The sequence below is a fragment of the Mesorhizobium sp. M0243 genome (genome assembly GCF_040321775.1).
In the GTDB taxonomy this organism is placed as follows: domain Bacteria; phylum Pseudomonadota; class Alphaproteobacteria; order Rhizobiales; family Rhizobiaceae; genus Mesorhizobium.
In genome coordinates this window covers 290,254-303,963 of the sequence record NZ_JAMYSF010000003.1, presented here as the reverse complement: position 1 = coordinate 303,963, position 13,710 = coordinate 290,254, and the positions used below count along the sequence as shown (strand labels likewise).

The 13,710-nt window shown below is 62.5% G+C and carries 13 protein-coding genes; 5 read left to right on the top strand and 8 right to left on the bottom strand.

Annotation, left to right across the window (positions count from 1 at the left end; translation table 11 throughout):
* Positions 1-31: 31 nt before the first annotated feature.
* From mltG to gmk, 3 genes are all read left to right on the top strand, one after another.
* Entirely contained in the window at positions 32-1,240 is a 1,209-nt protein-coding gene (gene mltG / locus NKJ11_RS05670) for an endolytic transglycosylase MltG (RefSeq protein WP_023813764.1), read from the top strand.
* Positions 1,241-1,397: 157 nt separating this feature from the next.
* Entirely contained in the window at positions 1,398-2,288 is an 891-nt protein-coding gene (locus tag NKJ11_RS05665) for a YicC/YloC family endoribonuclease (RefSeq protein ID WP_352442178.1), read from the top strand.
* Between the two features lie 3 nt (positions 2,289-2,291).
* Positions 2,292-2,948 (top strand): guanylate kinase, encoded by a 657-nt coding sequence (gene gmk / locus NKJ11_RS05660; RefSeq protein WP_013532512.1) that lies wholly within the window; start codon positions 2,292-2,294, stop codon positions 2,946-2,948.
* 47 nt (positions 2,949-2,995) lie between these two features.
* Here the strand turns inward: gmk and rsmA are convergent, their stop codons facing one another.
* The 7 genes from rsmA to NKJ11_RS05625 all read right to left on the bottom strand — a co-directional run bounded on the left by rsmA (position 2,996) and on the right by NKJ11_RS05625 (position 10,921).
* On the bottom strand, positions 2,996-3,829 hold the full coding sequence (gene rsmA / locus NKJ11_RS05655; protein ID WP_352550536.1) for a 16S rRNA (adenine(1518)-N(6)/adenine(1519)-N(6))-dimethyltransferase RsmA: 834 nt from the start codon (positions 3,827-3,829) through the stop codon (positions 2,996-2,998).
* Between the two features lie 10 nt (positions 3,830-3,839).
* Complete coding sequence (gene pdxA, locus NKJ11_RS05650; RefSeq protein WP_502905784.1) at positions 3,840-4,856, bottom strand: 4-hydroxythreonine-4-phosphate dehydrogenase PdxA; 1,017 nt, start codon at positions 4,854-4,856, stop codon at positions 3,840-3,842.
* A 13-nt stretch (positions 4,857-4,869) separates the two neighbouring features.
* Positions 4,870-5,799 carry a peptidylprolyl isomerase gene (locus NKJ11_RS05645; RefSeq protein ID WP_352792866.1) on the bottom strand — a complete coding sequence of 310 codons (930 nt, stop codon included), beginning with the start codon at positions 5,797-5,799 and terminating at the stop codon, positions 4,870-4,872.
* A gap of 99 nt (positions 5,800-5,898) precedes the next feature.
* The gene (locus NKJ11_RS05640) at positions 5,899-8,337 is read right to left on the bottom strand and encodes an LPS-assembly protein LptD (RefSeq protein WP_352792864.1); all 2,439 of its coding nucleotides are present in this window, start codon (positions 8,335-8,337) and stop codon (positions 5,899-5,901) included.
* The gene (lptG, locus tag NKJ11_RS05635) at positions 8,337-9,422 is read right to left on the bottom strand and encodes an LPS export ABC transporter permease LptG (protein ID WP_352792902.1); all 1,086 of its coding nucleotides are present in this window, start codon (positions 9,420-9,422) and stop codon (positions 8,337-8,339) included. The genes NKJ11_RS05640 and lptG overlap by 1 nt, the downstream gene beginning before the upstream one ends.
* Complete coding sequence (gene lptF / locus NKJ11_RS05630; RefSeq protein WP_128305684.1) at positions 9,419-10,621, bottom strand: LPS export ABC transporter permease LptF; 1,203 nt, start codon at positions 10,619-10,621, stop codon at positions 9,419-9,421. The genes lptG and lptF overlap by 4 nt, the downstream gene beginning before the upstream one ends.
* A gap of 111 nt (positions 10,622-10,732) precedes the next feature.
* Positions 10,733-10,921 (bottom strand): hypothetical protein, encoded by a 189-nt coding sequence (locus NKJ11_RS05625; protein ID WP_127289235.1) that lies wholly within the window; start codon positions 10,919-10,921, stop codon positions 10,733-10,735.
* 51 nt (positions 10,922-10,972) lie between these two features.
* Between NKJ11_RS05625 and NKJ11_RS05620 the strand changes: the two genes are divergently transcribed.
* Together NKJ11_RS05620 and NKJ11_RS05615 are read left to right on the top strand one after the other, a co-directional pair.
* Positions 10,973-12,484 carry a leucyl aminopeptidase gene (locus NKJ11_RS05620; RefSeq protein ID WP_352792901.1) on the top strand — a complete coding sequence of 504 codons (1,512 nt, stop codon included), beginning with the start codon at positions 10,973-10,975 and terminating at the stop codon, positions 12,482-12,484.
* Between the two features lie 28 nt (positions 12,485-12,512).
* Positions 12,513-12,962, top strand: coding sequence for a DNA polymerase III subunit chi (locus NKJ11_RS05615; protein ID WP_352792862.1), 450 nt, complete (start codon positions 12,513-12,515; stop codon positions 12,960-12,962).
* A gap of 89 nt (positions 12,963-13,051) precedes the next feature.
* On the opposite strand, the gene NKJ11_RS05610 is transcribed toward NKJ11_RS05615, so the two are convergent.
* Positions 13,052-13,573 (bottom strand): DUF995 domain-containing protein, encoded by a 522-nt coding sequence (locus NKJ11_RS05610; protein WP_352792860.1) that lies wholly within the window; start codon positions 13,571-13,573, stop codon positions 13,052-13,054.
* Positions 13,574-13,710 lie beyond the last annotated feature (137 nt).

Sequence of the window (13,710 nt, the reverse complement as noted above, 5' to 3'; positions counted from 1 at the left end):
GATTCGTTGGGCGATCAAACGGTAGGGCGAAATGAACACAAATCCGGCAGGCAACGGAGAATTCGGGCAACGGCCGCCGACATCCGGCCCGATCGTGCCGAAAACGGCCAGCGAGGCGTTGCGGCCGGAGGCTGGCACGCCGCCGCCGAAGCGCTCGCGTGCGTCACGCAGCCAGGTCGTCGTGTTCATGAACTTCGTCATCTCCTCGGTGATGCTGGTGGTCCTGGCGGCCGGCGTCGCGGTCTATTTCGGCAAGCAGGAATTCACCGAACCCGGACCTTCGGCTAATGGCGACACCTTCCTGGTCAAGCCGAACACCGGCGTCCAGGATATCGCCGACCAGCTCGAACGCCGGGGGCTGATCAGCGACGCCCGGGTATTCCGTCTTGGCGTGCGGGCCTTCGGCAATGATTCCGCGCTGAAAGCCGGCGAGTACGAGATCAAGCCCAGGGCTTCCATGCGCGATATCATGGAGCTTTTGAAGAGCGGCAAGTCGGTGATGTATTCGCTGACCATTCCTGAGGGACTGACGGTCGACCAGGCATTGCAGCGCATCGCCGAGGAGACTGCCTTGAGCGGCGACATGCCGGCAACCACGCCGCCGGAGGGCAGCCTCGCCACCGACACGCTGCGCTTCACGCGCGGCGCGACACGCCAGCAGATGGTCGACAAGCTGCTGGCGGATCAGAAGAAGCTGGTTGACGATGTCTGGGAGCGGCGCGCGCCTGACCTGCCGCTGGCCAACGTCGAGGAGTTCGTCACGCTGGCCTCGATCGTCGAGAAGGAGACGGGCAAGGGTGACGAGCGTTCGCGAGTTGCCGCCGTCTTCCTGAACCGGCTTGCCAAGGGCATGCGCCTGCAATCCGATCCGACCATCATCTATGGGCTGTTCGGCGGCAAGGGAAAGCCGGCGGACCGGCCGATCTACCAGTCGGACATCCAGAAACAGACTCCCTACAACACCTATGTGATCAATGGCTTGCCGCCGACGCCGATTGCCAATCCGGGTCGTGCAGCGCTGGAGGCGGTGGCCAATCCGTCGAAAACCGCCGACCTCTATTTCGTTGCCGACGGCACCGGCGGGCACGTCTTTGCCGCGACGCTGGACGAGCACAACGAGAATGTCGCCCGCTATCGCGCGTTGCTGAAGAAGCAGGCCGATGATGCCGCCAAAGCCGCCAAGACGACTGGCACCGGCGACAGCAATGCCGGCGGCGGTGACGCGGGCGCTGCCCAGTAAATGAAGAAAGGCGTTGCCCGACAGGCAGCGCCCTGACATTTGGAAGAGCGCCGCGCGTCCGATTTCGACGCCTGCGGCGCAGTCTTTTTTTCAAGCCGCACTCGTTCCTGTCCGGAAAGCCGGTTCAGGGGCGATGTGCCAGGGACGTGTGGGCGATATGAATTTGCAGAGCATGACCGGTTTTGCACGTGCCGTCGCCGAGCACGAAGGCACCTCGATCGCCTGGGAGGTCAAGTCCGTCAACGGCAAGAGCGTCGAGGTACGGCTGCGGCTGCCGCAAGGCTTCGAACGGTTGGAACCTGCTGTCCGGCAGATACTTCAGAAACGTTTTGCACGCGGCAATTTCCAGGCGACGCTGACCATCGGCCGTGCCGTTGGCGCGCAGGCGCAGCCGGTCGTCAACGAAGCCTTCCTGAAGGACCTTGCTGGGCTCGCCAAACGGCTGCAGGAGCAATTCGGCGTTGCTGCGGCGACGTCAGATGGATTGCTTTCGCTGCGCGGCGTGCTCGACATTCCTGAAACCGTCGAAACCGAGGAGGCGAGGGCCGCGCTCGATGCCGCGATCATGGTCGCGCTCGAAGTGGCCTTGAACGGGCTCGAACAGGCACGTCAGGGCGAAGGAGCCGCGCTGGCTTTGCTGTTGTCGGGTCATATCGACACGATCGAGGTGCTGACGCTGCGAGCCGAGGCGGATCCATCCCGCGAGACGACGGTGATTCGCGAACGCATCGCCGAGCAGGTCAGGCTGCTGATGGACGCTTCCGCCAATCTGGATGCCACCCGACTGCACATGGAGGCGGCGTTCCTGGCCACCAAAGCCGATATTCGCGAAGAGATCGACCGGCTGAAAACGCATGTCGCGTCCGGCCGGGCTCTGCTGCTGGGCGGCGGTGCGGTCGGTCGCAAGCTCGATTTTCTGGCACAGGAATTTAACCGCGAATCGAATACGCTGTGTTCCAAATCGAATGCCGCAGCCGTCACCGCGATCGGCCTGGACCTGAAGGCGGTGGTCGACCAGTTTCGTGAACAGATCCAGAATCTGGAGTAGCCGATGGTTGCCAAGGATTTGGGGTCCCGCATTCGCCGCCGGGGCCTGATGCTCGTCCTGTCGTCGCCATCCGGCGCCGGCAAGTCGACGATCGCGCGCAATCTTCTGGAAAGCGATTCCAGCCTCGAACTGTCGGTCTCGGTCACCACCAGGCCGCGCCGCGGAAGCGAGATCGAAGGCGTCCACTATCATTTTCGGACGATGCGCGAATTCGAGCGGCTTCGTGATTCCGACGCACTGCTGGAGTGGGCCGAGGTGCATGGCAATTGCTATGCGACACCGCGCGAACCGGCCGAACTGGCGCTGTCCGAGGGGCGCGACATGCTGTTCGACATCGACTGGCAAGGTGCCCAGCAGCTCAAGGAGAAGATGCGCGCCGACATTGTCTCGATCTTTATCCTGCCGCCATCGATGAAGGAGTTGAAGGCGCGGCTGAAACGTCGCGCTGAAGACCAGGAGGCGGTGATCGAGACGCGGCTGAAAAACGCCCGCAACGAGATCGAGCACTGGAAGGAATATGATTTCGTCATCGTCAATGACGACCTTGACCGCGCCTTCGCCGAAGTTCGCGGTATCGTCGTCGCCGAGCGGCTAAGACGCGACCGCCGGCCAGGCCTGTTCGATTTCGTCTCTGGACTGTTGGACGAGAAGACTGGCTGAGGCGGTGAAGCGCCAATCTCCCCCTCAAGGGGGAGATCGGCAGCTTCTTACACCGCATTGGTCAGCCGCACGAACTCCTCGACGCTGAGCGTCTCGGCGCGGCGTGTCGGATCGATGCCGGCGCGTTCGAGCAGGGCTTCGCCGCCGAGGCTCTTCACGCTTTGCCGCAGCATCTTGCGACGTTGGCCGAAGGCGGCTTCTGTGACGCGGCCGAGTTTTTTCACCTCGGCGGGCAGGGGCGTCGGGCGCGGCACCAGATGCACCACCGAGGAGGTGACCTTTGGCGGCGGCGTGAATGCCTGTGGCGGTACGTCGAAGGCGATCCTCGCCTCCGTCCGCCAGCCGGCAAGAACCCCCAGCCGGCCATAGCTGTCGCTGCCGGCGGGCGCGACGATGCGCTCGGCCACCTCGCGCTGGAACATCAAAGTCATCGAGGTGTAGAAAGGCGGCCAGTCGCTGACCGTCAGCCAGCGCACCAGCAGCTCCGTGCCGATGTTGTAGGGCAGGTTGGCCACGATCTTTACCGAGCCCCCGGTCGCTCGACGGGCAAGGCCTGCGAAATCCGTCTTCAGCGCGTCGCCGGAAACAACCTCCAGCCGGCCGGGATAATGATCGGACACTTCGGCAAGAGCAGCCAGGCAACGTTCGTCGCGCTCTATGGCGATCACATGGCGCGCTCCATTGGCAAGCAAGGCGCGGGTCAGCCCGCCGGGGCCAGGACCGACCTCGATCACTGTTGCATCGGACAAGTCGCCGGCGGTGCGCGCGATCTTGCCGGTGAGGTTGAGGTCGAGCAGAAAATTCTGGCCGAGCGCCTTCTTCGCCTGCAACCCATGACGCTCGATCACCTCGCGAAGCGGCGGCAGCCCGTCGATGCTCATGCCCGAGGTCTCATACGGCGATTGCCTTCGTGTTCGTGTCGGCCAGCCGCCGGGCAAGCTTCAGCGCCGCTATCAAGCTGTCGGGCCGCGCCACACCCTTGCCGGCGATGTCGAAGGCCGTGCCGTGGTCGGGCGAGGTGCGGATGAAGGGCAGGCCGAGCGTGACATTGACCGCCTCGTCGAAAGCCAGCGCCTTGGCCGGGATCAGCGCCTGGTCGTGATACATGCAAAGGGCCGCGTCGTAGCCCACCCGCGCCCGGACATGGAACAACGTGTCGGCCGGCAAAGGGCCGAAAGCGTCGATTCCTTCGGCACGCAGGATGTCGACCGCCGGGCGCACGATCAGCTCGTCCTCGAGGCCCATGGCGCCGCCTTCGCCGGCATGCGGGTTGAGCCCGGCAATCGCCAGCCTCGGCTTGGCGATGCCGAAGCGGCCGGTAAGGTCGGCGGCGGTGATGCGCGCGGTGGCGACGATCAGTTCGGTGGTCAGTGCCTTCGGCACCTCGGCCAGCGCGATGTGGATGGTGACGGGAACGGTGCGCAGGTCGGGTCCTGCCAGCATCATCACAGGCATCGCCTCGACGCCGCTGTGCCGGGCTGCCAGATGCGCCAGATATTCGGTGTGGCCGGGAAAGCGAAAGCCCGCATCGTAGAGCGGCTTCTTGGCGATGGGGCAGGTGACCACGGCCGAGGCTTCGCCGGCAAGGCAATCGGCGACGGCGCGGTCGATGGCCTCGATGGTGGCGGCCGCATTGGCCGGATCCGGCCGGCCGGGGCTGTCGATGCAGCCGGCGGCTAGCGGAACGATCGGCAAGGCGCGGGCAAAGACCTGCGCCGCTTGCGCTGATGTCGTTTCGACGACCGGCAGCGAAATGCCGAGCAGGCGCGCCCGGGAGGCGATCAGCGCCGGATCGGCGAGCAGGTAGAAGGGGGGCAGGGCGGCAGCTTCGCGCGCCATAAAGGCGGCGATGGCGATCTCCGGCCCAATGCCGGACGGATCGCCGGCGCTCAACGCGAGCGCACTCACTGCGTTGCCCACGTCAGCGCTTGACGATGCGGGCTTTTGCCTTCAGCTCGTCGACATATTTCTTGCTGAGCGCGTCGGCATCCTTGTCGCCGCCGGAGCCTTCGGCCTGAAACGCCATCTGGGCGACCTTGTCGTCGGACACTTCGCGCGACGAGCAGATGCCGATGAATTCGACGCCGCGTTCGGTTTCGCGCGTGGCGGTGGCGCCGCCGACTTTAGTCGCCTTGATCTGCTCGGCCCAGTCCGGCGGCAGCTGCGGCGCGAGCACCCGGCCCAGATCCCGAACGGTGACGTCGATCAGGCCCTTGGCGAATTCGCGCGTCGTTTTGCAGCCGTTGAAGCGGGCGCGCATGGCGTCGGCCTCGCGCTTGCGTTTGCCCAGCGTCGCGCTGCGTTCAGCCGCCGGCACCACGAAGATGACCTGCTGCAGCATGTATTCGGTGGCGCTCGGTTTGGCGCCGCCTTTTTCGAGCATCTTCCTTACCAGATCCTGCTCGCTGACGGCACCTGTGCCGTCGCCGGAACGGTAGCGCGCGCTCAAGGCCTGGTTCCAAGCCATCTGGGCGCGGATGAATTCCTTGAAGTGGCTCTTGGTGACGCCTGACTTCTCCATGACGCCGTCAAGCTGGCTGAGCTGCATCTTGTTGCTTGAGGCAAAGCGCTGATACGCCGCCTCGACCTGTGCGTCGCTGATGCGGATGCCAAGCCGCTTGGCCTCGGCCATACGCAGCGTCTGGTCGATCATTTCCTGGCCGGCATCGCCCTTCTTGCGCTGCAGCTTCAGGAAGGCGGCGCGATGGGCGATGTCGCCGCTGGTGACCGGAACGTCGTTGACGACGTATTTGATCTCGCTGGCGAAAGCCGGCGGCGTCATTGCGGTGATCGACACGGACGTCGCCGCCACGAGCAACGCTAAACCTGCTGAAAAGAGGTATTTCCTCATCGTTGGTATCCCAATTCTATCCCGGTCCCGCCCAATTTCATCTTTCCAGGTGCGCGAAATCCGTGCCAGCCCTATGCGGCGAAACGATGTCGCCGATTGTTACTGGATCGTGTCGATGGCACTGGTCGACGAGCCGAATTCGCCGAGGGTGCGGAACGACAGATTGAAGCCGATGGTCTGCGACACCTCCCTGGTGTTCAGATCGCGCGACTGCGAGTAGGTCATCAGATAAGTGAAGCAGGAATCGTTGTAGGCGAAGCCGACGCCGTCCTTGACCAGCAGGCTTTGCTGCAGGTCGTAGGTTCCTGTGCCGAAGACGCGCCAGTTTTCGGCCAGATGCGTGGATGCACCAAGTGTGACTTCGTGACGGTCTTCCGTGAAACCGTACAGCGGCTGGGCCTGGATGAAGGCGTATTTGGCGCTCAGCGACACAGGCAGGCCGGAATAGGCGGCCTTCACCTCGGCACGGCGGACCTCGAAACTCTGTTCGTCGAAACGGCCGCTGACCGAGGCCGCGAAGCCGTTGGGGCTGTTGATGCCGAACAGGCCGACATAGTCGGACTTGGTCGTGTCGAGGCCGGAATTGGCGCCGACATTGACCAGATCCGGCGCGGCAAAGGAGTTCTCGCCGCCGATCTGATAGGACTGGCCGAAAATCGCATTGGTGCCCCAGCCATTGTTGTACGAGCCGGAATAGCGGAAGCCGACATTGGCGCGCGAACCGCCTTCGACGCGGTCGTAACCGGAGAACTTGTCGCGCTCGAACAAGGTGGTCGCGTCGAAGACCATGCTTTGGGCGTCTTCGTTGGGCACTGAGAGGCCGCCGACATATTGCTCGTTCGGACGCATGAAGACCTGCGCCATTGGCTCGATGACATGGCTGGACCCGCTGGCCATGGAAAACAGCACCGGCCAACGCATCTCGAGGCCCGCGGTTGCCATGTAACGGGCAAATGACGAGCGCATATCGTCCTGCTCGCCCAAATGCGTTGCCATTCGGTCGATGGCGTCTAGCGAAGCCGACGATGCGTTGAGGTAGTCCACATCGCCCTGCAGCGCGAGCAACGGCGTTAGCACCAGTCCGTCATCTGTGACGAAACTTCGCTTCCACTCGGCCTCGGCGGTGAGACGGCCCGATTCGCCTTCGATGCCGCGGACGCGCTGCGTCGGAGTGAGGGCATTGTAGGGCTGGACGAAGGTCTCATCGACATCGTCGCGGCGGATGACACGCGCGTTGACATTGAGGGACAGCTGGCCGCCGGCCACCGAGGCATCAGGAATATAGGCGTAATCGAGCGACGGCAGCACCCACGGCTGTTGTCCGCTTCGCGCAGAGATATTATCGTCAGGCGTATCTTCCTGAACATCGAAATGCATGGCGCGCACGTCGAAATAGTTGCGGCCGTTGAGACCCGTCAAGTAGACCGACGACTGGTGGACGCTGCTATTGTACTTGTCGATGCCGTAGGTGTTCGAGAAGTTCTTGTCGGTCTGCAGCAGCACGTCCCAGCCGAAGTTCCAGCGTGAGTTGATGGCGAACTGCCCCTGGGTACCCATCATGCCGCGGAATTTGTTGGGATCGCCGGCGCTGCCCGAATTGACGTTGTGGCCAGAGCTGGATGGGAAGGCAGTGGTGTCGAGGAAGGCGTCGGGATTCTGCTGGTGTATCCCGGCGATCTTCAAGCTGTACTCGCCATTGTCGAAGCGCTGACGCCACTCGGCCTCACCGAGGAAACCCTGCCTGGTATAGCCGGTGCCGGTGACGGTCAGGTCGTAGGTCGGCGCCAATGCGAGATAATAGGGGACTTTCACGCCGACGCCGAGATCGCTCTTGTAGATGATGCTCGGGATCAGGAAGCCGCTCTTGCGCTTCACCGTCGGGTCGGCAATCTCGAATGCAGGCAGATAGGCAAGCGGAAAACCGAAGAACTCGAAATTCGCATTCTCGAAGCGAACCGTCTTCTTCTCGCCGTTCCAGATGATCTTCTTGGCCTTGACGCGCCAGGTCGGCGCTTTGTCCGGCTTATCCTCGCACGGCTCGCAGGCGGTGTAGACGCCATTGTGGAAGGTGGTCAGCACGCCGCCCATGCGTTCTGCGCTTTCGGCGGCGAAATAGGCCTTGTCGATGGTTTCGACCCGCAACGCGTTGACGAAGCCGTCGGCGAAGTCATCGGTGATGTCGATATGCTGCGAATTGATCTTGGTGCCGTCGCTGTTGATGACTTCGACGTTGCCGCTCGCGACCATCCGCTTGGTGTTGCGGTTGTATTCGACCCGCTGGGCGACAAGGCGATTGCCACCATAGTCGATCTGCACACCGCCGACGGCGGTCACGGTCTGGTTGTCGTTGTTGTAGACCAGCGTATCGGCCGCCAGCAGCATTTGCGAGCCGGCCGGAACCGATGTCGCCATGTCGCCGACGTCCTGCGCAAGCGCCGGTGCCGGAACGGCGTAGGCAAGCACGCACGCCAAGGCGGTCGCCGCATAGAGGCGCGCCAAACCGGCCTGCCTGTTGCTGGGCAAAAACGCCTCCCTCACTAGCCGTCTTCCTTGTATAGCAGGAAAGTCACCCCGAAGAACATAGCCACCATGACCGGTACCCAGGCGGCTACGACAGTCGGCACGAATCCCGCCACGCCGAATGCCTTCACCAACACCGAAACGACATAAAGCAGAAAGCCAGCGATGATGCCACCCAGAATCATCGTCGCCGACTGTCCCATCCTAGCAAATCGCATTGAAACCGTTGCCGCGATCAGCGTCATGGCGACGAGAAGGAACGGCAACGCCACGAGCGAATCAAACTGCATGGCAAAGGCATTTGCCTTGAGGCCAAAGGAGCGGGCAACCTCGACCTTTCCGGGCAGGTCGTAGAAGGGGATGGTTTCGGGGCGCGCCAGCCGCTCTTGCACGAATTCGGGCTTCAGATTGGTCGGTACGCGATCGGTTGCCGATGCCTGGATCGTGCCGTTCTGGAACGTCTTGACGTCCTGCAATTCCCAATAGCCGTCGCGCAGGAAGGCACGGGCGGCGTCCTTGCGCTCGACGATGTTGCCTTGCGGGTCGAGAATGAAAAATACGACATCGGCCATTTCCAGGCCCTGGTTCAGGATGGCCCGCGCACCGATGATGGTGTCCCCCGAACTGGTTTTCTGCCGGATCCAGGGCGCGGCATCGGCCGAGACCGTATTCGATTTGCCGGAACGCAGCTGGGTTTCGATCTGCTCGGACCAGGAGAATGCGTGCGCGGCGAGCGGATTGATGACGCCAACCGACAGGACGCCGAACAGCAAGGCTCCGACACAGCAGGGCAAGAGGAACTGCCAGGCGGAAACACCGGCGGAACGCGCGATGACCAGCTCGTAGCGCCGGTTCAGCGATACCAGCGTCGCCATCGCCGAGAAGAGACCGACGAACGGCACCGTCTGCAGCATGATCATCGGCATACGGAGGCCTGAAATGGCTACCGCCGTGCCGTAGGTGAAGCCGGGCAGGCCGGTGGTGCGTCCGGACAGCTCGGTGAAATCGATCAGGAACACCAGCGCCAGGAGGCCGATGAAGAACCAGATGGTGATCGTCACATAGCGGAAAAAGAAATAGCGGCCCAGTGTCCAGCCCATCAGCCGACCCCTTGGCCTGATGCGCCGCGCCTGGACAAACGCAATTTGAAAGCATTCCAGCTGTCAGCGATGCGCGTGGCGAAGTTTGTCATCCAGTCCGCCCAGGTCACAGGCAGTTCCAGTGTCCGGTTGGAGACGATGAACCAGATCGCCACCGCAGAAGCCACGATCGGCACGCCATAGACCATATACGCATATTGCGGGACCTCATCCGCCTTGCTGGCGGCAAAAAAGCCCAGCCAACGCACGAACAGCGATATCGTGATCGCCGTGATCAGCGGATTGACGCGCGCCTCGCGGTGCGAGCGCGCATCGCCGGCGACTGCAAGCGCGATCAGCGCGAAAACCATGGAATAGGTCCATTCCGAGAACCGCTGGTTGACTTCGGCCCGGTATTCGTAGGGGTTCTGCTGATAATACTTGTCGTTGGCGCCCGGGTTGAGCAGGTACTGCGTCGTCTGGTCCTTGGGCAGGAGCGTCACCGCCGAAGCCGCCGCCATGAAGGCCGACATGTCGAAGGCATAGGAGGTGAAGCGGATGACGGAGAGATCGCCGGTCAGCGTTTTGCGATGGATGACGCCGTCATTCATCATCAGCACCTTTTCACCGCCGCGTTCGATGATGCTTCCGGTCTTGGCGTAGTAGACGAGGTTGACGCCTTCTTCGCGCGAATCGGCGACGAAAATGCCACCCAGCCGATTGTTGGGAAGGCGCTCGCCGATCTGCAGGAACAACCCGTCGTCAATCTTGCGGAAGGTGCCTTCCTGGATGATCAGCGACAACAGATCCGCGCGCGACGACGCCACCAGGGCCCGGTTCTTCTGCCGTGCGTAAGGGTCGATGCCGTTGTCGACGGCAAAGGAAAAAACGGCGGCGGCGAGCGCCAGCAACATGATCGGCCGCACGATCGTCCAGCGCGAGGCCCCCGCGGCGTTGACGACGGCGAGTTCGGAATCCGAATTCATGACACTGAGTGTCTGTGCGACCGCTACCACCAGGGCAAAAGGCACCACGATCGGGATGATGGACGGAAGGATGAGGGCGGCGACTTCGAAGAAGGTCAGCGCCGACTGGCCGCTGTCGGTGACCAGATCGATCTTTGCCAGCACCTGCGTCGTCCATACGATCGCCAGCGTCCACACAAGAGCGGCCATGAAGACCACGAAAGCGCGGCGCATGATGTAGCGTTCAACGACCTTCATGAAGGCTTTTCTCGATTTTTTCGAACGGCATCATGCCACCGAACAAGGTAGCTGTCCGGCAGCGCCTGCACAACTGGCTCATCAGATGGTCTATCCGGGTTCTGTCCCACATCACGCCCCCCGGCTGGGCGGAGTGTCGGCGGGAATGGATAAGAAAGGGCGAACATCGATGGTTAACAACAGGTTGCGGCAAAAAGCGGGGCCGTGCCGCGACGAATCGTCATCGATTCCATAGGTCATATGGGATGCCAATTCGGCAAAGTCTTGCCAAATGCCGGAAAACGACCAAATGTCGCGCATCGTTTCGAACCGCTTCCCCAAAAGTCGCGCATTCCCTGAAAGCAGGACATGATGAATCAAAGACCGTCGATCGCCTTCGCCAAATTTTCCGGGTCCCAGAGCGCGGAGAACAAGAAGGGCACGGTCTTCGTGCTCGCGGCGGATGAGGGCGGCCTGAGCGACGTCGCCAAGGCCGGTGATCCCGGCAAGACATTGGAGCGGGCCTTTCCCGTGGCTGAGTTCACGGGCAAGTTCGCCAGCACGGTGGAAGTTCTGGCGCCGCAGGGAGCATCGCTCGACAGACTGGTGGCGATAGGCGCCGGCAAGGTATCGGGACTGGACGAATATGCGTGGCTGAAGCTTGGCGGCACCGTTGCCGCGTCGCTGCGCAAGGCGACCGAAGTAGCGGTGGTCCTCGATGTGGTCGGCGCCTCGCCGAGCGCGAAAGACGCGGCAAGCCTTGCCGCGGGCATTCTCCTGCGCAGCTATTCCTTCGACAAGTACAAGACCAGGAAGGACAAGGACGACGGCAAGGCAGAGCCGAAGAAGCCGGTCAAGGTGACCATCCACACCGCCGATCCGGCCGCTGCGAAGAAGGCCTTCGCCGATGCCGAGGCGGTGATAGACGGCGTCCTACTGGCGCGCGACCTCGTCAACGAACCGGCAAACGTGCTTGGGCCGGTCGAGTTCGCTGCCCGCGCCAAGGAACTCGAGGCACTAGGCGTCAAGGTCGAGATATTGGCTGAGAAGGAAATGAAGAAGCTCGGCATGGGCTCGCTGCTCGGTGTCGCGCAAGGATCGCCGCGCGGCGCCCGCATGGCGATCATGCAGTGGAACGGCGGCAAGCCGAAGGACAGCCCGATCGCCTTCGTCGGCAAGGGCGTCACTTTCGACACTGGCGGCAATTCCATAAAGCCGGCCTCGGGCATGGAGGATATGAAGGGCGACATGGGCGGTGCCGCCGCCGTTACCGGCCTGATGCATGCGCTGGCGGCCCGCAAGGCGAAAGCCAATGTCGTCGGTATCATCGGACTGGTCGAAAATGCCGTCGACGGTCATGCCCAGCGTCCCGGTGATATCGTCACTTCGATGTCGGGCCAGACCATCGAGGTGCTCAATACCGACGCCGAGGGCCGCCTCGTGCTGGCCGATGCGTTGTGGTACTGCAACGACCGCTTCCAGCCGAAATTCATGGTCAATCTGGCGACGCTGACCGGCGCCATCATGGTGGCGCTCGGCCAACATTATGCCGGCCTGTTTTCCAACAATGACGAACTGGCCGAAAAGTTGGCGGCGGCGGGGCAGGCGACGCAGGAACGGCTGTGGCGCATGCCGCTGGGGGCCGAATACGACAAGCTGATCGATTCCAAGAACGCCGACATGAAGAACATCGGCGGCCGTTTTGGCGGCGCCACCATCGCGGCGCAGTTTCTGCAGCGGTTCGTCAAGGACACGCCATGGGCCCATCTCGACATTGCCGGCACGGCGATGGGGGCGCCGTCGAACGAGATCAACCAGTCCTGGGGTTCCGGTTTCGGCGTCAGGCTGCTCGACCGGCTGGTGCGCGACAATTATGAGCAGTGAACGGGTTCAATCACTATAGGCTGAAGCGATGGCCGACGTGCTGTTCTACCACCTGACCGAATCGACGCTGGAGGATGCGCTGCCAGGCCTCCTGGAGCGCAGCATCGACCGTGGCTGGCGCGCCGTGGTGCAGACAGGCACCGAGGAACGCCGCGATGCGCTCGACCAGCATCTTTGGACCTTCCGCGACGATTCGTTCCTGGCGCACGCGACCGATCGTGAGGCTCATCCCGGCGAACAGCCGGTTCTGTTGACCACCGGCGACGGCAATCCCAACGACGCCAAGATAAGGTTCCTGGTCGACGGCGCGGTGCCGCCTGACCTTGGCGGCTACGAGCGCGCCGTGTTCCTGTTCGATGGCCACGATGCCGCGCAGCTCGAGGCGGCGCGAGGGCACTGGAAGGTGATGAAGAGCGCTGGCCACGCCGTCACCTATTGGCAACAGACGCCAGATCGCCGCTGGGAGCGCAAGGCTTAAGGCAGGTCGCCTGAACGTGACTGAGGCAGGTCGCCTGACCGTTCAGTCGACCTGCTTTTGGACCAGTGACCTGTCGCAGATGAAAATCTCTACTGCTTTGCCTTGATCCGGCTCTGTTTGCGGCTGACGTAGTCGCCGTGTTTCAATTTCATGAACGCGTCCGCAAGGTTGCGGTGCGAACTCCTGAATACGTACCATTCTCCATCCGGAACCCGGCGCTGGTAGAGAATCCTGCCTGCCTGGCGATGTTCGAAACAGGAAAGAGCGTTGGAGTCGCCGCCGGCTCCGTGCCATTTTGCGCGGAAGCACAGCTTGCCTCCTCCGGGAATGAACCAGATGCCGTCACCGTAGCCCAGCTTGCGCGCCTTGTCCGAGGTCCAGGCACTGAACTGACGGCGCTGGACGGCAAAATATCCAGCACCCTCCCGACCCCAGAGCCACGAGCGGTTCTGGTACATCTGGTAGATGCCTTCGTCCGGCACCACCTCTGCCCGCATGGCCTGTTCGGCGATTTTCATCGCCGTCTTGGCCGTTGCGGGAAGCTGGAAAGCAAACAGACCAATGGAACAGGCAAGTGCCGTTCCGATACAATTGCCCAGTACTCGTTTCACAACCCCTACCCCTACTGTTACGCCACGCCCAGTTTATTGGAACGCCTGGAACCGGATGATTTCAGGTGGAATCCTGAAATGTGATCCGCCACTAAATCAAAGAAATGGAGCATGATGCCTGGACAAACGGTGCCCCG